At 27.6% G+C, this 19,853-nt stretch carries 17 protein-coding genes; 14 read left to right on the top strand and 3 right to left on the bottom strand.

The features are described from left to right. Positions 1–11: 11 nt before the first annotated feature. The 6 genes from ACNSOS_RS05555 to ACNSOS_RS05530 all read left to right on the top strand — a co-directional run bounded on the left by ACNSOS_RS05555 (position 12) and on the right by ACNSOS_RS05530 (position 8,423). On the top strand, positions 12–689 hold the full coding sequence (locus tag ACNSOS_RS05555) for a response regulator transcription factor (protein ID WP_258238169.1): 678 nt from the start codon (positions 12–14) through the stop codon (positions 687–689). Further along, the gene (locus ACNSOS_RS05550; protein WP_418186248.1) at positions 686–1,909 is read left to right on the top strand and encodes an ArsS family sensor histidine kinase; all 1,224 of its coding nucleotides are present in this window, start codon (positions 686–688) and stop codon (positions 1,907–1,909) included. The genes ACNSOS_RS05555 and ACNSOS_RS05550 overlap by 4 nt, the downstream gene beginning before the upstream one ends. 97 nt (positions 1,910–2,006) lie before the next feature. Continuing rightward, positions 2,007–4,418, top strand: coding sequence for a methyl-accepting chemotaxis protein (locus ACNSOS_RS05545; protein ID WP_418186247.1), 2,412 nt, complete (start codon positions 2,007–2,009; stop codon positions 4,416–4,418). A gap of 89 nt (positions 4,419–4,507) precedes the next feature. After that, entirely contained in the window at positions 4,508–4,981 is a 474-nt protein-coding gene (locus ACNSOS_RS05540; protein ID WP_418186246.1) for an RNA polymerase sigma factor, read from the top strand. Beyond that, positions 4,978–5,934 carry a FecR family protein gene (locus tag ACNSOS_RS05535; RefSeq protein ID WP_418186245.1) on the top strand — a complete coding sequence of 319 codons (957 nt, stop codon included), beginning with the start codon at positions 4,978–4,980 and terminating at the stop codon, positions 5,932–5,934. Before ACNSOS_RS05540 ends, ACNSOS_RS05535 begins: the two co-directional genes overlap by 4 nt. A gap of 140 nt (positions 5,935–6,074) precedes the next feature. After that, complete coding sequence (locus ACNSOS_RS05530) at positions 6,075–8,423, top strand: TonB-dependent siderophore receptor (RefSeq protein WP_418186244.1); 2,349 nt, start codon at positions 6,075–6,077, stop codon at positions 8,421–8,423. A 152-nt stretch (positions 8,424–8,575) separates the two neighbouring features. On the opposite strand, the gene ACNSOS_RS05525 is transcribed toward ACNSOS_RS05530, so the two are convergent. Next, a complete protein-coding gene (locus ACNSOS_RS05525; protein WP_418186243.1) occupies positions 8,576–8,995 on the bottom strand; it encodes a hypothetical protein in 420 nt (139 codons plus the stop codon). Between the two features lie 57 nt (positions 8,996–9,052). Between ACNSOS_RS05525 and ACNSOS_RS05520 the strand changes: the two genes are divergently transcribed. From ACNSOS_RS05520 to ACNSOS_RS05510, 3 genes are read left to right on the top strand one after another with little or no spacing between them, the layout of a single operon-like run. Then, positions 9,053–9,616 (top strand): hypothetical protein, encoded by a 564-nt coding sequence (locus ACNSOS_RS05520; RefSeq protein WP_418186242.1) that lies wholly within the window; start codon positions 9,053–9,055, stop codon positions 9,614–9,616. After that, positions 9,606–10,739, top strand: a complete 1,134-nt coding sequence (locus ACNSOS_RS05515; RefSeq protein WP_418186241.1) for an MFS transporter — start codon at positions 9,606–9,608, stop codon at positions 10,737–10,739. The genes ACNSOS_RS05520 and ACNSOS_RS05515 overlap by 11 nt, the downstream gene beginning before the upstream one ends. A 32-nt stretch (positions 10,740–10,771) precedes the next feature. Beyond that, the gene (locus tag ACNSOS_RS05510) at positions 10,772–11,488 is read left to right on the top strand and encodes an SIMPL domain-containing protein (protein ID WP_418186240.1); all 717 of its coding nucleotides are present in this window, start codon (positions 10,772–10,774) and stop codon (positions 11,486–11,488) included. Positions 11,489–11,517: 29 nt separating this feature from the next. Here the strand turns inward: ACNSOS_RS05510 and alaS are convergent, their stop codons facing one another. Further along, complete coding sequence (gene alaS / locus ACNSOS_RS05505) at positions 11,518–14,073, bottom strand: alanine--tRNA ligase (protein WP_418186239.1); 2,556 nt, start codon at positions 14,071–14,073, stop codon at positions 11,518–11,520. 190 nt (positions 14,074–14,263) lie between these two features. Here alaS and trxA point away from each other — a divergent pair, with 190 nt between their 5' ends. The 5 genes from trxA to ACNSOS_RS05480 all read left to right on the top strand — a co-directional run bounded on the left by trxA (position 14,264) and on the right by ACNSOS_RS05480 (position 18,828). Further along, positions 14,264–14,581, top strand: a complete 318-nt coding sequence (gene trxA / locus ACNSOS_RS05500) for a thioredoxin (protein WP_113894451.1) — start codon at positions 14,264–14,266, stop codon at positions 14,579–14,581. A 209-nt stretch (positions 14,582–14,790) separates the two neighbouring features. After that, a complete protein-coding gene (gene trxB / locus ACNSOS_RS05495; protein ID WP_113894452.1) occupies positions 14,791–15,720 on the top strand; it encodes a thioredoxin-disulfide reductase in 930 nt (309 codons plus the stop codon). An 11-nt stretch (positions 15,721–15,731) separates the two neighbouring features. Further along, complete coding sequence (gene dapB, locus ACNSOS_RS05490; protein ID WP_113894453.1) at positions 15,732–16,505, top strand: 4-hydroxy-tetrahydrodipicolinate reductase; 774 nt, start codon at positions 15,732–15,734, stop codon at positions 16,503–16,505. Positions 16,506–16,516: 11 nt separating this feature from the next. Beyond that, positions 16,517–17,863: an amidophosphoribosyltransferase gene (purF, locus tag ACNSOS_RS05485; protein ID WP_418186238.1), complete on the top strand. Its 1,347-nt coding sequence runs from the start codon at positions 16,517–16,519 to the stop codon at positions 17,861–17,863. Continuing rightward, positions 17,863–18,828, top strand: coding sequence for a TIGR01212 family radical SAM protein (locus ACNSOS_RS05480; protein WP_418186237.1), 966 nt, complete (start codon positions 17,863–17,865; stop codon positions 18,826–18,828). Before purF ends, ACNSOS_RS05480 begins: the two co-directional genes overlap by 1 nt. A 37-nt stretch (positions 18,829–18,865) precedes the next feature. On the opposite strand, the gene ACNSOS_RS05475 is transcribed toward ACNSOS_RS05480, so the two are convergent. After that, on the bottom strand, positions 18,866–19,762 hold the full coding sequence (locus ACNSOS_RS05475; RefSeq protein WP_113909803.1) for a LysR family transcriptional regulator: 897 nt from the start codon (positions 19,760–19,762) through the stop codon (positions 18,866–18,868). Between the last annotated feature and the right edge of the window lie 91 nt (positions 19,763–19,853).

Raw genomic sequence — 19,853 nt, 5'->3', positions numbered from 1 at the left:
AAGGATATCCCATTATTAAGATACTTATGATTGAAGATGATTTAGAGTTAGCTCAAATCATCAGTGATTATTTAAAATCATTTGATATAGAAGTTACGACAACAGATAGTCCGTATAATGGACTATCTATGTTGAATTTAAGTAAAGATTATCAGCTAATTATTTTAGATTTAACTTTACCAGAAATAGATGGATTAGAGTTAATTCCAAAAATTAGAGAAAAATCTCAAATTCCTATAATTATTAGTTCTGCAAGAGATGATATTTTAGATAAAGTTATGGGATTAGAAAGAGGTGCTGATGATTATCTTCCAAAACCATACAATCCAAGAGAGCTTCAAGCAAGAATAAAAACAATTCTAAAAAGAGTTGATAACCAAAATGAAGCTAAAAAAGATCAATCAGAAAATGTTTTTGAAGTAAGAGAGAGTGATATTCAAATATTGTTTAAAGGTGTTTCTCTTGTTTTAACTTTAGCAGAGTATGATATTTTAAAACTACTAATTCAAAGAAATCATGGCGTTGTTTCAAGAGAAGATTTTATATATACAAGTGATAATATTGAAGATGATTCATCACTTAAAAATATTGATGTAATTATTTCTAGGATTAGAACAAAGCTGACAAAAATTGATGATAGTAGACAATATATAAAATCAGTTAGAGGTATTGGTTATCAATTAATATGATAAAAAATATCTCTATATCTACTTTTGTAAATATTATATTCTTTTTTGCTTTTTTAGGTATTTTTTTAACATTTGCAACTTTTATTAGCTATGACAAGCAAAGACATGAGTTGAATATACAAAATAGATATGAACTTATTGCTGAAAACTTTTTGATACTTTTTCAAGATCATCCTACTCCTACTAGGTTGGTTGAACTATATAAGAAATTTAGTGTAAAACCAATAGATGATAGAGATAGAAGATTAGAAATTATAAAATATGCTCAAGAACTTACAATTACACAAAATTATTTAGGAACTTATAGGGTTTATAAATATGATGAATCTTATTATATTTATGTACAACAATATGGCTACAATATTATGCTAAGAGATACAAAATCACACAATTATAATATGGCATTTATTGTAGCTGGTTTTATTGTAGCATTATCAACTTTTTTACTTTTATATGAAATTTTAAATCGTAAATTAAGACCTCTAAAAATTTTAAATAGGCAGATTATAGAATTCTCAAATGGAAATAAAGATATAAAATTAAACTATAAAAGTCGTGATGAGGTAGGAACAATAGCAAGAAATTTTAATGAAGCTATAAATATAATAAATAATCAGTCAAAATCAAAAGATTTATTTATGAGAAATATGATGCACGAACTCAAAACACCCATTACGAAAGCTATGTTTATTGCTGAAACTTTAGAAGATGAAAAAGCAAGAGATAATCTTCAAAGGGCATTTAAAAGAATGGATGATATTATCAAAGAACTTGCAACTGTGGAAAAACTAACTTCAAAAAATACGATGATTTATAAGGAAAAAGTAGATTTTTCAACTATTTTTGATAAAACAATGGATTTGATGATGATAAATAATCAAAATGTAGAATCAAGAATTGAAGATTTTAGTTTTGATGTTGATATTTATATGATGTCAATAGCTTTAAAAAACTTAATAGATAATGCAATAAAATTTAGTAAAGATAAAAAAGCAAGTGTGCAAGCAGATAAAAATTCTATTAAAATTGGTTCTACTGGAGAACCTCTTAAAAATGAACTATCGTTTTATACAGATGCTTTTTACCAAGAAGAAAAACGAAGTAATGGTTTTGGTTTGGGGCTTTATATTGTAAATACTATTGTGAACTTACATAAATTTACTCTTGTTTATGAACATAAAGATGGGAAAAATTACTTTAATATAAATTTAACTAATTAGATAAAATAACTTAATATAGAAATTACTTATATTTTTGAAAATAAAATTTTGTAAAAAAATAGTATAATTATGAATATTCAGAGTTAAAGGAAACAATATGAAGAATCTAAATTTTGGTACAAAATTATTGATAATTTTGTTAAGTACAGTTATTTTATCATTAGGGACAATGATATTTTTTACTACTAAGATTCAGTATACTAGTGCGGAAGAACAAGCTAAAAATTATATAAAAGCTACTGTTGAAGCTCATGCAGCTGAACAAAAAGCTATTTTTGATAATACTATAACTGCTGTTGAATCTATGGTAAATAGAATAGAAACTGCTATAAAAACAGATGAACTTATCACAAAAAGTGGAATGGTAGAATTTCAAAAAAATATTTTGAAAAATAATGATTTCTTATTTACTACTTGGATAGGTTTTGAAGATGATTCATATTTATTTAGTAGAAATGATGGAACTGATAAAAATCCATACTATACTCCAAAAGGTGTTTTTCAACCTTTAGTTACAAATAATGGTGGAAAATTTGATGTAGAGTTTTTACCAGAGTTTAACAAAGATGATGTATACATAAAATCTGCTTTGGAAAATAAAAAACTAGGGATAACTGAACCTTACGAATATGAAATGAGTGATGGAAAAAAAGTTTTAATGGCTACAATTTCAGCACCTATTATGGTTGATGATAAAGTTATTGGAGTTGTTGGAGTTGATTTTACTCTTGAATCTATTAATAAAAAAATATCATCAATAACTTTATTTGATACTGGTTACTTAATATTTATAGAACCACATGGTACGATAATCTCTCATGCAGATGGTAAGAGAGTTGGTAAAAACTATGCTGGAACTACGAATGGTGATGTAGATAGAATGAAAATTTTAGAAAATCAAAAAGAGGGTAAATCTTATGAATTTTATTCTATTGCAAAAGCAACTGGTAAAACATCATACTTTTATACACATACTTTTGAATTTGGAAATACAAATGATTATTTTGTATTGATTAGTGCATCTCCTCAATCAGAATATATGGCTAGTGCAAATGAAGTTAGAAACTTTTCTTTGATATTTGCTTTGGTTGTTTTAGGACTTATTATAGCGATAGTTGTGTTTAATATGCGAACGTTGAGTAAGAACTTAACAATAATATCAAATGGATTGTTGGGATTTTTTGCATTTTTAAATAAAGAATCAAAAAGTACAACAGAGATAAAAATAGATAGCCAAAATGAATTTGGAACAATGGCAAAAGTAATCAATGAGAACATAAAAAAGACACAAAATTTAATAGTGCAAGATGAAGCATTGATAAATGATGTAAAAAGAGTAGTAGAAGAAGTAAAAGCAGGAAAATTAAATAAAAGAATAGAAAAAATAACAGCAAATGAAGGATTAGAAGAATTAAAGAATAACTTTAATGAAATGCTAGAAAATACAATGAATAATATCTGTGTAGATATTAATAAAATAATAGAAGTATTAGATAGCTTCAGTAAATTAGACTTTAGAGTAAAAATAGAAAATGATAATGGAAAAGTAGCAGTTGGTATAAATAACCTTTCAACAATTATAAATGATATGCTAAAAGAGAATAAGTCAAATGGATTAACTTTAGAGAATAGTTCACGATTACTACTTGAAAATGTAGATAAACTAAACCTAAGTTCAAATGAAGCAGCAGCTTCTTTAGAAGAAACAGCAGCAGCACTAGAAGAGATAACTTCTAATATAAGAAATAATACAAATAGTATCGCACAAATGTCAAAAATATCTTCTAATGTAACTTCTAGCGCAAAAGATGGTGAAGTGTTGGCAAATAAAACAACAATAGCAATGGATGAAATAAATACACAAGTAAATCTTGTAAATGATGCAATAAGTGTAATAGATAATATAGCGTTCCAAACAAATATATTATCTTTAAATGCAGCAGTAGAAGCAGCAACTGCAGGTGAAGCAGGAAAAGGATTTGCTGTTGTAGCTCAAGAAGTAAGAAATTTAGCTTCAAGAAGTGCAGAAGCAGCTAAAGAGATAAAAGATATAGTTGAACTTGCAACATTAAAAGCAAATGAAGGTAAAAATATAGCTTCGACAATGATAGAAGGATATAAAGAGTTGAATGAGAGTATCTCACAAACAATAAACCTAATATCAGATATAGAGATGTCAAGTAAAGAGCAACTATCAGGAATAGAACAAATAAATGATGCAGTAAATGAACTAGATAGACAAACACAACAAAATGCAATGGTGGCAAGTCAAACAAATGAAATAGCATTGGGAGCAGATGAGATAGCTAAATTAATAGTAGAAGATGCAAATGCTAAAGAGTTTGTTGGGAAAAATGAAGTAAAGAGTAAAAATTTAGAGAGTAATAAAGTAAATAGAAAAATAGAAGATACTTCAAAAGAAAAAACTATAAAAACAACATCAAATATAAAATCAAAAGTAGAAGTTGTAAAAGAGAATACTAAAGATGATGAGTGGGAAAGCTTTTAGGCTTCCCCTTTAATCTTTTATAATTTAAATAAGAAAGTATTAAGTATTTATTCAATAACATAACTCAAAATTACTATATAAAAAAAGATATGACAAAATATTATAAAGAGATATTAAACTACGTTTCAAAACTTACTGGAGATACTGAAAAGGCAAAAGATGTTACTCAAGAAACATACTTAAGAGCTATTTCTGCCGAACAAGAAAAAGATATAAATAGATCTTTTTTGTATAAAACTGCTAAAAATATTGTAATTGATTATATTAGAAAAAGAAATAAAGATAATCATGTAGAGTTTATAGAAGAAATTATTACAAGTCCAAAAGATGAACAACCAGAAGAAGTTGTATTGTCAGATAATCACTATGAAAATATTATGAAAATTGTAGATACTTTACCAAAAAGATGTAAAGAAGCATTTTTAATGCACTCAATAGATGGTTATGAAAGAAAAGAAATTGCACAAAAAATGGGAATAAGCCAAAGTGCGGTTGAAAAGCTTATAAATAGAGCTATAAAAAATTTACAAGAAAAATTAATCACAACTCAGGAAGAATTTTGAAAGAAATTATAAAAGATGAAGCTATAAAATGGGCAACTTTAAAAAAAGAGGGCTTATCTCAAAATCAAGAAAAAGAGCTTGAATTATGGCTACAAAAAAGTGATTTACATAAAAAAGCTTTTGAAGATGCAAATCTTATTTATAATATATTTAAAAATATTCCAAAAGAACAATCTGAAATTTTAAGTAAACAAGCACATAAAGGTGCAAAAAGGACTAAATTTATAGAAAAAACTGTAAAACCTTTCATAGGTTTTGTAGCTGTTTTATCCTGTTTATTTATAGGATACAAGTTTTTTGTACCAAACTATACTCAAAGCTACCATACAGCATTTAATACAGTAAAAAATGAATTACTTCCAGATGGTACAAAAATATCAGTAGATACAAATTCTAAAATGGAAATAAGCTTTTTTGACAATAGAAGAAAAGTTTTGTTAGAAAATGGACAAGTTTTATTTGAAGTTGCAAAAGATGAAAATAAACCATTTATTATAAATTCTGGAAAAACTAAAATTGAAGTTGTTGGAACAAAATTTGAAGTTAGAAAATTGGATAATATTACTACTGTAAATGTAAAAGATGGAATTGTAAAAGTGAGTTTTGATACAAGTCCTATAAAACCAAACAAAGAAATTTCTACTTTAAAAATAGGTGATAAGGTAGTTATAAATGATGTTGGAATTTTGGAATATATAGGTAAAACATCTATTGAAGAGATAGCTCCTTGGGAAAATGATGAAATAATTTTTAACAAAATTACTCTAAAAGAAGCATTTAAAACTTTTTCAAGATATCAAGATTTGGAGATTAATTTTAAAAATAAAAAATTTGAAGATAAACTTTTTAGTGGAAAGTTTAATACTTTAGAAGTGGATAGATTTATTTTTGCTATCCAAAAAATATATCCTATAAAAGTCTTAAAAGATAAAAATAAAATAGTTATAAATTAGAATTATTTACAAAATTTACTATCTTTTCTGATAAATTTCAACAAATTTCAAAATTTACAAAAAAAAGTGTCCGATTTTTAAACTCTATTTCGTTTTAATGTACTAAGAATTATTCTTACAATTAAACAAAAGGATGGAAGATGAAACAGTTAAAGGCAAAGTTTATAACTTCTGCTAGTGCAATTTTACTTTGTAGTGCTTTATTGGGACAAGAAGCATATACTATAAAAAATATGAGTCTAAAAAAGGCTTTAGAAAAAATCTCAAAAGAATCAAATCACTCTTTTATAGTAGATGAAAGTTTGGTAGATGGAAAAACAGCCCCAAATATAGATAATGTACAAGGTCTAAAAAATGCTCTTGATAAAGTATTGGAAGGGAGTGGACTTGGTGCAACTATTGAGAATAATACTATTATTATAAAAGAAGTATCAACATATAAAATTATAAATGGAACATATATATTGGATGATGTTTCTGTAAAAAGTTCTTTAGGAAGTACAACAGAAGGGACTAACTCATATACAACAGGAAGTATGAGAACAGCTACAAAACTTGATTTATCACTTAGGGAAACACCACAATCAGTATCAGTAATAACACAACAAATGATTGAAGATAAAAAAATAGATGATTTTGATACATTGATGAAAAATGTTACAGGTGTAAGAGTTGAAAAAGGTGTTTTAGATAGTAGGTCATCTTATTCATTAAGAGGTTTTAATCTCGATTATTATCAAATGGATGGTATTCCAATGGCTAAAAATGATCTTGCTATGTATAACTACAATATGGATAAGTTTGATAGAGTTGAAATAGTAAAAGGTGCAAATGGACTAACAAGTGGTGCAGGAAATCCAGGTGGTGCTATAAATATGGTACGAAAACATGCAAATAGTAAAGTATTTAAAGGAGATATAGAAGTAAGTGCAGGTACTTGGGATACATATAAAATAAAAGCCGATATATCTACACCATTGAATAGTGATGGAAGTGTAAGAGCAAGATTAGTAGCAAGTTATAAAGAAACAGATACTTTTAAAGATAGAGTACACAATGAAAATGATTTAGTTTATGCAGTAGTTGATGCTGATATTACAGATACTACTACAATTTCAGCAGGTGCAAGCTATGAGCTGGAAGATTTAAATGGTGATTCAAATAATTTACCAGCTTTTTATAGTGATGGAACAAAAACAAAATTTGATAGATCAAAAAACTATTCACCTGATTGGAGTTCTTGGGATACAGAAAGATATTCATACTTTGTTGATTTTAAACAGTATTTACCAAATGATATATTAATAAATGCAGTTTACACTCATAATGATATAAAAACTAAAGATAGATTTAATGGTTATTTAACTGTTTGGAATGGATTAAATAAAGATGGTTCTGGATTGGATTATAGTTGGATGTATGGACCACAAGATATTGATGAAGATAATGTAGATATTTATAGTTCAATTCCTTTTAAACTTTTTAATAGAGAACATGAAATCATCGCAGGATTTCAATATAATAAACAAAACTCAAAGCAAACATGGAAAGGAGATGGAGATCTTAGTATAGATAATCTATTTACTCACAATGGAAGTGAACTTGCTAAACCAATAACTTCAACATCAGTTCCAGGTTTTATAGGTGAAACTAAACAAACAGCTTTTTATATTAATGGAAAATTTGAGATAGTTGATGATTTAAAACTTATTCTTGGTGGAAGATTAACTAGCTATGATTTTGAAGAAATTAGTTCTAGATTTAATCAACGTACAAAATATGATGTTAAAAATGAATTTACACCTTTCGCTGGATTAGTTTATGATATAGATGAAAATCACTCAGCATATGTAAGTTATACAGATATTTTTAAACCACAAAATGCAAGAGATAAAGATAATAAATTGCTAGACCCAATTCTAGGAAAAAACTATGAAGTTGGAGTAAAAGGAGAGTATTTTGATAAAAAACTAAATACAGGAATAACTTTATTTAGAATAGAACAAGATAATGTTGCTGAAGATACGGGGTTAATAAATCAAGCAGGAAATTCTATTTTTGAAAAAAAAGATGGTGTAACTTCAAAAGGAGTTGAACTTGAAATATCTGGAAAGCTTACTGATAACTGGGATTTAAGTGCAGGATATGTTTATTTTTCAGCTGAAGAGGCAAATGGAAACAAATTTAATACAAGAGCACCAAGAAGTAATATAAATATTTTTACAAAATATAGTATGAATGATTTTAGTGTAGGTGCAGGAGTAAATTGGAAAAGTGATACTTATGTAGGTTCAGGAGCACGTAAAGTATCACAAGATTCTTATGCAACTGTTGATTTGATGGCTTCATATGATTTTTCTAGAAATTTGACTGGACAGTTAAATATCAATAATCTGTTTGATAAAACATATTACTCTGGATATTCAGTTAATGCCTATGCTTATGGTGAACCAGTTAATGGAATGTTGAGTTTGAAATATAAATTCTAAGAAATACAAAGAGAAAAACTCTCTTTGTACTTTTAGGCATGGGTTTCAAAGTATTTATTTAATTTTGAGATTAAAATTTCGATACAAAAAATATACTTTCCTTTTTACTTTGGAACTCATACTTAAATGTATTGATATATAACTTTTTGAAATTATATTTCAACATTTCTCATAATATTTAACCAATCTCTATCAAAATTTTTTTTTATAAAATTTCTTTTATGTGGTATAACACAGTTTGAACAATCTTGATGGATATTATTTTCTGCTTCAAAAATTGAGCCTTTTTTTGAGTTTATACTACAAAATGAATATAGAGTTTTATTGTTTTCTTCTTTTATTCCCAAATCATTAAATCTAAAATGTGGACAAGCACATAAATAGCAATTCAAATCGTCTATATTATGGCATTTTTTATTTTCTTTATATAAAAGACAAAAATCTTGTTCATTTTTTACCATATTTTCAAATTTAAAGTACTCTAAAATATCACTTGGAGTTTTATCTTCTAGCTTTTTTAAAATATCTTGATGTTTTTTAGCATGTTGCAAAAACCACTTTTTATAAGTCATAACTTCTCTTTAAACTAAATTGCTTTATCATACCAAATTAAGATAAAAAGGATAGAAATGAATATAAAGAATATAATAATTTTTTTAATTTTTCTTTTTTTTACAGCCTGTTCAACAACAAATTTAAACTTACAAAACAGTGAATTTACAAATATCAAAAAACAAAATACTTTTGATAGATGTACAAATTTTTCATATATTAGTTTAAGTGATGATATAAATTATGGAAAGATATTTAGTGAATATATAAGTCTTGATAGTTCGTGTCGATGGAATGGTCTTTCAAGAGGATATTTTGTAGATTTGTTTAAAGATACTATAAAATCAAACTCTTTTAAACTTGTAGAAAGAGTAGAGTTTGATAATGTTGAAGTAAGTACATATTTAGTAGATGATACTTCTTATGTGAATATTATAAGTAAATATAAAGTTTATGAAGATTTATTAATCATTGACTATAAAGGGATTTATTCTACAAATCTTATTAAACAATTTGATACATCTTATGTAAATAAATATTTGGATAAGCCTAGATTAGATGCAGACTATTTTAAAAGTTTAGTAAGAATGAATTTTATCAACTATTATTTTGTAAAAGAGAGCCAATCTTTTGCAAATTAATCTTTTAATTATTATTTATTGTCTTATAGTTGTGATGTCTATTATGTATGCTACTCAACCATTACAACCACTTTTGGCAAGAGAGTTTGATATTACAGTTATTCAAGCTTCTTGGTTTACAGCAGTAATATTACTTTTTATGGCCATTTCTCCAATAATATATGGATATATTTTAGAAAAAATGTGTGCTAAAAAAATGCTTATAAATGCTTCTTTTATTTTACTTGTAACAAACATATGTTTGGGATTATCTACAAGCTATGAGATGTTTTTATTTTTTAGAATTTGCGAAGCTTTAGTAATACCTGCAATATTGACTTCTTTGATGAGTATTTTGGCAAATATTGACAAAGAAAATGTAAAATTCAATATGTCAATATATGTAGCAGCTACCGTTTTTGGTGGACTTGTTGGACGTATATTTTCAGGATTTATAGCTACAACTTTTGCATATCAGTATGTATTTTATTCATTGTCTTTGGCGATTTTATTGTCTATTATTCTCATAAAAAAGTTGGATTATAGTGGTGATGCAACTATGATAAAACCAAAATTAAATGATGTTTTAAATATTTTAAAAGATAAAAGATTTGTGGTAGTTTATTTTGTTATGTTTTGTGTATTTTTTGTTTTTGCAGGAGTTTTAAATGTATTACCATTTAGAGTAAAAGATATATCAGAAAACTTCTCTGAATTTCAGATATCTTTACTTTATTTAGGATATGGTATGGGTATTTTGGTATCTTTAACTGCAAAAAAAATCATCAAATTTTTTAAAGGTGAAGTAAATACTATTTTAGTAGCAGTTACTTTTTTTACACTTGTAACAGTTGTTTTAACAAATGAAAATATCATATACCTATTTTTACTACTATTTTTACTTTGTATTGGAATGTTTACTGCTCATACAGTTAGTACACAATTAGCAAATTCTATGAAATCATCACAAAAATCCTTGACTTCTGGAATGTATCTAACATTTTACTATTTAGGTGGTGCTTTAGGCTCTTTTATACCAGCTATTATTTATAAAAGTTTTGGTTGGGATATTATGCTTTATCTATTTGGAGTTATATCTTTTATTGTTGTTTTAGTAGTGTTTTTAAATAAAAGATTGTTTTGATATAATATTTTAAATTATAAAAAGGAAAAATTATGGAAAAAATAAGTTTTAAATCAGCCTTTGTTTTAGGGTTTTTCATATTTATTGGATTGACAAGTTTAGGTTACTTTTTATCAACTAGTTTTATAAAATCAAAAGAGTTAGAAAGAACTGTTGTTGTAAAAGGATTATCTGAAAAAGAAGTAAATGCCAATATTGTTTTATGGCCTATAAGATTTAGTAGTACAACTGAAACTTTAGATGAATTGTCAAAAAAGGTTGAAAGGGATACAGATAAAATATTAGAATTTTTAAATAAATATGGAATCAAAAAAGAGGATATTACTGTAAATTCTCCATCTATTGTTGATAAAATGGCAAATGAATATTCAACTAAGGATTATACATTAAGATATTTAGCAAATAGAACTATCAATGTTTATTCGCAAGATGTTGAAAAAGTAAGAGAAGTAAGTGGAAAACTTTTTGAACTTTCACAACAAGGTATTTTATTTAGAGTTGATGATTGGGATTCAAAAATCGAGTATTTATATACAAAATTAAATGATATAAAACCAACAATGATAGAAGAAGCAACAGCAAATGCTAGAGAAGTTGCACAAAAATTTGCTCAAGATTCAAAAAGTAAATTAGGAAAAATAAAAAGAGCTACTCAAGGTCAATTTGAAATAAATAGTAGAGATAAAAATAGTGAACATATCAAAAAAGTTAGGATTGTATCAACTGTTGAATATTATTTGAATGATTAAAAAAGAGATAGTTAAAACTATCTCTTAGATTATAAATTTGCTTTTGCGTATTCTAAAGCTTTTTCTTTAGCTTCTTGTATTTTTGAACTATCTTTTCCACCAGCAGTAGCAAAATCTGGTCTTCCACCACCATTTCCACCAACAATTGTAGCTATATTTTTTACCCAATCACCAGCTTTGATATTTGTATTTTTACTTCCAGCAGCCAATAAAACTTTGTCATCTTTTACTTGAAGAAGTAAAATAGCAACTTTTTCATTTGCATTTTTACAATCATCTACTATTTTTTTCAAATCACCATTTTCTACTATTGAAACTATAACTTTTGTATCATTTATCATTGTTTCTTCAATAGGGCTTGAAGTTTGACTTTGTACATTTTGTAGCTCTTTTTTAAGATCTTTTATCTCATTTTTAAGCTTTTTAATTCCTGCAATCATATCATTTGATTTAAGTTCAGATTGAACTTCACCAAATTTACTTATGATATCCTTTGCATACTTGATAGCACTAGCTCCAACAACTGCTTCAATTCTTCTTATTCCAGCACTAACACCAGATTCTTTTACGATATAAAAACTTCCAATATCAGCTGTATTTTTTACGTGTGTTCCTCCACAAAATTCAATAGAAACATCTTTCCCAAAGCTTACAACTCGTACCATATCACCATATTTTTCTCCAAACATAGCAATAGCACCTTTATTTTTAGCTTCTTCTAATGGTAACTCTTCTACAACTCCAGATAATGCTCTTGTTACCATAGAGTTTACTAAATCTTCAACTTCATTTATCTGTTCAGTAGTCATAGCTTTTGGATATGTAAAGTCAAATCTAAGTTTTAAATTGTCATTATAAGAACCAGCTTGAGAAACACTATCCCCTAAAACCATTTTTAAAGCACTTTGAAGTAAGTGTGTTGCACTATGATGTTTTGCAACTTCATATCTGTGTATAACAACAGCATCAACAATATCATTTTGAGATATTTTAGCTTCTTTTACACTTATCTTTGAAAGGTTTAATCCATGGAATTTTGAAGTATCTTCAACTATAATATTTCCATTTTGAACTTCCAATGCTCCAATATCCCCATTTTGCCCACCACTTGTTGCATAAAATGGAGTTTTATCTAACATTGCCCAACCATCTTGGTTTTGTAAAGAAGAAACCTCTTTAAAATTTTCATCAAGTAAAGCTATAACTTTAGATTTATATGTAACATTTGTATATCCTACAAACTCATTTAAACCATATTTTTCCAGTAACTCTTTAAAATCACCATCATTAGAAGAGTCTCCACTACCTTTCCAAGCTGCTTTTGCCATAGATTTTTGATTTGCCATAAGCTCATCAAATTTTGTTAAATCTACTTTTAACCCTTTGTCTTTTAGCATGTCTTCAGTTAAATCTAATGGAAAACCATAAGTATCATATAGTTTAAATGCCACTTCTCCACTGAATGTATCTTTTGTATTTGCTAACTCTTCACTAAATAGACTCATTCCTAAATCAATAGTTTTGAAAAATCTTTCTTCTTCTAGCGTTAGTTGTTCTTTTATAAAATTTTGATTTTCTACTAACTCTATATAGTGTCCACCCATAATTTCTATCAAAGTATCTACAAGTTTTGCCATAAATGGTTTTCTAAATCCTATTAAATAACCATGTCTTATAGCTCGTCTAAGAATTCTTCTTAAAACATAAGGACGACCCTCATTCCCAAATAAAATACCTTGAGATAACATAAATGAAGTTGCTCTTAAATGGTCGGCAATAACTCTATATGAACCAATATTTTCTTTTGTTGCTTTTTTATTTGCTAAATTCTCAATTTTTTCTATAATTGGTTTGAAGTTTGAAGAATCAAAGTTATTTAAAACACCTTCTTTTATCGCAATAACTCTTTCAAGTCCCATTCCTGTGTCAATAGATGGTTTTGGAAGAGGAATTAATTCTCCTTTTGCAGTTCTTTCATATTGCATAAAAACTAAATTCCAAATTTCTAAAAATCTATCTCCATCTCCACCCATTTTATCTTCAGGGCTATTAAAATGTTCTTCACCTTGATCATAAAAAATTTCGCTACAAGGTCCACATGCTCCTGTATCTCCCATAGACCAAAAGTTATCTTTATCTCCAAATCTCATAATTCTTGAAGGATTAATATATTTAGACCAAATATCAAAAGCTTCGTCATCACTATCATGAACTGTAACCCATAATTTTTCAGGTGGTAAAGCCAGATTCTTTGTTACAAATTCCCATGCATAAGATATTGCATCTTCTTTGAAATAATCTCCAAAAGAGAAGTTTCCTAACATTTCAAAAAGTGTGTGATGACGTGCAGTGTAACCAACATTTTCTAAGTCATTGTGTTTTCCACCAGCTCTTACACAAAGTTGGCATGATGTTGCTCTTCTGTTTTGTGGGGCAGGGATATTTCCAGTAAAAATATCTTTAAACTGAACCATTCCAGCATTTGTAAACATTAATGTAGGGTCATCTGGAACTAAAGGCATTGAAGATATAACTTCGTGACCTTTGCTTCTAAAAAACTCTAAATACTCTTTTCTAATATCCATAAAATTTTTCCATATTAAATATTTTTCGATTATGGTATCTAAAAAATCATTTAGCTTTGTTTATAAAATTTCTAAAATAACAGACTAAAAAAACAAAATTTAAGTTATGTAAAGATATAATCTTTCTGTTTTAATCATACAGATTATAATTAGAACTTATGTTATTAAAAATTAATAAAAGGAAATCAAAATGGGAAAATATATTGAATTAACGGCTTCAAATTTTTCAGAAGTAACAAATAATGGTGTATCTTTAGTGGATTTCTGGGCTCCTTGGTGTGGACCTTGTAGAATGATCGCTCCAGTTATTGATGAATTAGCTGGTGATTTTGAAGGAAAAGCAAATATTTGTAAAGTAAATACAGATGAAGAACAAGATTTAGCAGTAAAATATGGAATTAGATCTATTCCTACAATTATATTTATAAAAAATGGAGAAGTTGTAGATCAATTAATTGGTGCTACTTCAAAACAAGCATTAACAGATAAAATAAACTCTTTATTATAATTGTATAAATTATATATAGAGTAAAAAGGAAGGTGATTTTCATCTTCCTTTTTTTAATTAGTAAATTTACTTAAGATAGACATAAAATATTAAATGATAAAATTTTTCCTTAAATTTTGTTTGCTTTTATAGTAGCTTACAAAAGATTTTAGTACCATTGCATTTATAAAATTGTAATGAAATTTATATTAACGAAATAAGGAGTTAAGATGTTGGATTTAGCAATTATTGGTGGAGGACCAGCTGGATTAACTGCTGGATTATATTCTACTAGAGGTGGATTAAAAAATGTTGTTATGTTTGAAATGGGAATGCCAGGAGGACAAATAACAGGCTCTTCAGAAATAGAAAATTATCCTGGTCAAGGTCAAGTTATGACAGGTATGGATCTTATGGCATCTTGGCCAGAGCAATGCCAAAAATTTGGTTTAAAACATGAAATGGCTCAAGTTGAAACTATCATACAAACTGGAAGTACTTTTAAAATTTTAACAAATGATAATAGAGAATTTGAAGCAAGATCTGTTTTGATGGCTACAGGTTCAGTTCCTAGACGAGCAGGGTTCAAAGGAGAAGATGAATTCTTTGGAAGAGGAGTTTCTACTTGTGCTACTTGTGATGGATTTTTTTACAGAGGTAAAGAAGTGGCTGTAATTGGTGGTGGAGATTCAGCTTTAGAAGAAGCTTATTATTTATCAAAAATGTGTAGCAAAGTATATTTAGTACATAGACGAGATACTTATAGAGCAGCTCCAAGTACAATTGAACATATTAAAAAAACTGAAAATATAGAAGAAGTTACAAATGTGAGTGTTGAAGAAGTTTTCGGAGATGCTAGTGGTGTAACTGGACTTAAAGTAAAATGCAATAAAACTGGAGAAATAAGAGATTTACCAACACCAGGTGTTTTTGTTTTTGTTGGAAGAAATGTATTAAATGCTCCTTTAAAACAATCTGATGGAAGTTTCTTATGTGATTTGAGTGCAACTGGAGAAGTTGTTGTTGATTTAAAAATGAGAACAAGTGTAAAAGGACTTTGGGCAGCTGGAGATATACGAATTGATGCGGCAAAACAAGTAGTTTGTGCAGCAGCAGATGGTGCAACAGCAGCAGTTGATATAATTGAATATTTAGGATAAGGAATATTTTAATGATTAAAATAGGTATATTAGGAAGTACAGGAAGAGTTGGTTCGCTTTTAATTGATGATTTGAAAGATGATAAAGAGGCAGTATTGTCTTGTGTCCATGTTTTAAATAAATTAGAGAAAATTTTACCAGAAAATACAGTAGTTACAAATGATATAAATGTATTATTTGATGAAAGTGATGTAATTATTGATTTTTCTATCCCAGTTGCAACAGAAGAACTTCTTAATGCTGTTGTTGAAGGTGGGAAAAGAAAAGCCTTAGTTATTGCTACGACTGGGTTAAATAAACACCAGCAAAACTTACTTCTTGAAGCTAGTAAGCTTGTACCTATTTTATATGCAACTAATATGAGTTTAGGAGTTGCTGTTCTAAACAAACTTGTTTCACTTGCTTCAAAGACATTGAGAGACTTTGACATAGAAATTGTAGAGCAACATCATAGACATAAAGTTGATGCTCCATCTGGAACAGCATTAACTTTAGCTGAATATGCTAGTAATGCAAGAGATTTAAATCTTGATGAAGTTAGAATTTCAGGTCGTGATGGGCAAATTGGAGCTAGAACAAAAGATGAAATTTCTGTTATGGCTTTAAGAGGCGGGGATATAGTTGGGCGTCATACAGTTGGTTTTTATAATGATGGAGAGTTTTTAGAACTAAATCATACTGCAACAGCAAGAAACACATTCTCAAAAGGTGCAATTAAAGTTGCTAAATGGATAGTAAGAAAAGATGCTCATTTATATTCAATAAATGATGCTTTAGGTCTATAAGGAAATCAACAATGTGTGCAATAGTAGGAATTTATGGAAATGACAATGCAGCAAGATTAGCTTCAATAGCTCTTTTTGCTATGCAACACAGAGGTCAAGAAGCAACAGGTATTTCATCATCATGTGATGGGAAAATATATACAAAAAAAGATAGAGGTTTAGTTTCTGAAGTTTTCAATGAGGAGGCATTATCATACTTAAAAGGTGATATGGCAATAGGTCATAATAGATATGCAACTGCTGGGAGAGATTCTGTTTTAGATGCCCAACCTATTTATGCAAAATATAAATTAGGTGAAATATCAATCGTTCATAATGGAAATTTAATAAATAAAGATGAAGTAAGACAAGATTTGATTGATAAAGGTGCTATTTTTCAAACTGGAATGGATACAGAAAACTTAATACATTTAATTGCAAAAAATACAAAAGATCATTTAAAAGATAGAATTGTTGAAGCTTTAAATAGAACTATTGGTGCATATTGTTTTATTGTTCAAAGTAGAAGTAAACAGTTTGTAATAAGAGATAGATATGGAATTAGACCTCTGTCTTTAGGAAAATTAAAAAGTGGTGGATATATAGTTGCTAGTGAAACTTGTGCTTTTGATTTAGTTGGAGCAGAGTTTATAAGAGATGTAAGACCTGGAGAAATGTTGATTCTTGGTGAATCAGATGAACCTGAATCAATACAACTTTTTGAACCAGAATTCAGACCATGTGCATTTGAATATGTATATTTTGCAAGACCTGATTCTGTGATTGATGGTAAAAATGTATATACAACTAGAGAAAATATGGGTAAAGCTTTAGCAAAAAATGATGTAAATAGTAAAACCAAATTTGATATGGTTGTACCTGTTCCAGATAGTGGAGTTCCTGCAGCTTTAGGATATTCAGCACAAAGTGGAGTTCCTTTTAAATATGGAATTATAAGAAATCACTATATTGGAAGAACATTTATAGAACCTACTCAAGAGATGAGAAACTTAAAAGTAAAAATGAAATTAAGCCCAATGGGATCAATTATTCAAGGTAAAACATTACTTGTTATTGATGATTCAATTGTAAGAGGAACAACATCAAAAAGAATAGTAAGAATGTTAAAAGAAGCTGGAGCAAAAGAGGTACATTTTAGAGTTGCCAGTCCAGAGATAAAATTTCCTTGTTTTTATGGAATAGATACTCCTACAAAAGAGGAGTTAATCTCTACACAAATGACAAAAGATGAAGTTTGTAAATATATTGAAGCAGATAGTTTAGAGTATCTTTCAATAGATGATTTAGTAAGTGCAATAGGTGATGATAGACATTATGCCCTTGAAAGTTTTGATGGAGATTACTTCGTAAAAGCATAATGAATAAGGATTTACAAGAAGTTTTAACTATCGGAAGATATTTTAAAAATAAATTTGGTGAAAAAGTTTATAAAGTTCCTATCTCAATATCTGGGTTTACTTGCCCAAATATTGATGGAACAAAGGCAAAAGGTGGTTGCTCTTTTTGTGAAAATGACTCTTTTAGTCCAAATTTACAGGAGCGAAAACCAAAGTTCAAATTAAATCCAAATATAAAAGAAAATCCATTTTTAGAAAATCAACTAAAACAACTTGAAATGCAATTTTTATCTACTAAAAAAAGACTCCAAAATAAATTTAAAGCACAAAAATTTATAGTTTATTTTCAATCTTTTACAAATACTTATGCACATTTAACAACTCTCAAAGTTTTATATGAAAAAGCACTCAGTTTTGATAATGTAATTGGGCTTAGCATAGGTACAAGAACAGATTGTGTAACAGATGAAATTTTAGACTATTTAGTTGATTTATCTAAACAAAAAGAGATTTGGGTTGAGTATGGAATACAAAGCTTTTTTCAAATAACACTTGACAAAGTAAATCGTGCAGATAGTGTAGAAAATATGAAGTATTGGATACAAAGAACAAAAGATAAAGGATTGAATGTTTGTGGGCATTTAATATATGGTTTACCAAATGAAAATCAAGAAATGATGTTGGAAACTTTTAAACAAACTATCGAATTAAAAGTAGATAGTATCAAATTCCACCCACTTTATGTGGTGAAAAACACTCTTTTGACAAATGAGTTTAGAAAAGGACGATTTACTCCTATTAGTGAAGAAGTTTATATAGATACTGTTGTGAAATCTATTGTAAATTTACCGCAAAATGTATCTGTTCAAAGAATAACTGCTGGAATAGATGATGATACACTTTTATCACCTTTATGGTGTAAAGATAAACATCAACAAATAAAAAATATTAGACTTGCTTTGGAAAAAGTTGGTTTAAATTATTAATCTTTATTTAGGTTAAATAAATTAAATAGCAAATTTGCTATTTAATTTTTAATAAATAATCTACAACATTTTCTATAAACGCATCATGTTTTCTATCTTTTCTATAAGCGATATATAATTTTCTGAGCATTTTTTGATTTCCAATTCTTGATTCAAACAAAGCACCAGATTTTAGAAGTGATTCTATTGCATTTCTTGATACAATAGAAACGGCTGGAGTTGCATTTTTATCAGAGTGTAAAACTGTTTGAACAATAGTTGTAGCACTTGTAACTTCGCTTGTAACTTCAAAAGTATCACAATCAGGATAATTTGCTTTTTCTAAACTCTCTTTAAAAATTTCTCCTGTATTTGATTCTGGATTTCTACAAATCCATTTATAAGATAGTAAATCTTCAGGCTTTGCTTTAGCTGGAAGTTTTTGATTTGAAAATATTACTATTTCATCTTCCATCCATTCTCTATAGATTATTTCATCATTAGGAATATAATTTTCTACTAAAGCAATATCAATTTTTTTATCAAGTAAATCTTCTATTGCTTCGTGAGAAACTGATACATTTATAGATACATCATTGTGAATATTTTCTTTTAAATTATTTAAAAAACGCGGTAAAATATAATTTCCAATTATAAAAGAAGCTCCAAATATAAATGTTACATTTTTGTTCATAATTTTTAGTAAGTCTTTTTCAGCATTACTTATGCACTTCTCTATTTTAAGAGCTATTGCATGTAAAATTTGTCCTTCTTTAGTAAGCCTTATACCATTTTTCTTTCTATCAACTATTTGAACATCTAAATAATCTTCTATATATTTCATTTGTTGTGTTACAGCTGGTTGTGAAATACCTAACTTTGCAGATGCTTTTGAAAAAGATTTCTCTCTTACAACAGTTAAAAAAGTTTCTAATTTAGCGAAATCAGTAAGCATTAAGTTCTCCAAAAATAAATTATCTAAATCATAACATTTATTTATATATAGAATAATTAAGAGAAATAAGCTATTTATAATATTTATGTTA

The organism is Aliarcobacter vitoriensis, assembly GCF_048320235.1.
GTDB lineage: Bacteria > Campylobacterota > Campylobacteria > Campylobacterales > Arcobacteraceae > Aliarcobacter > Aliarcobacter vitoriensis.
Note: the sequence above shows the minus strand (reverse complement) of the source record. Positions and strands in the feature narration are given on the sequence as shown.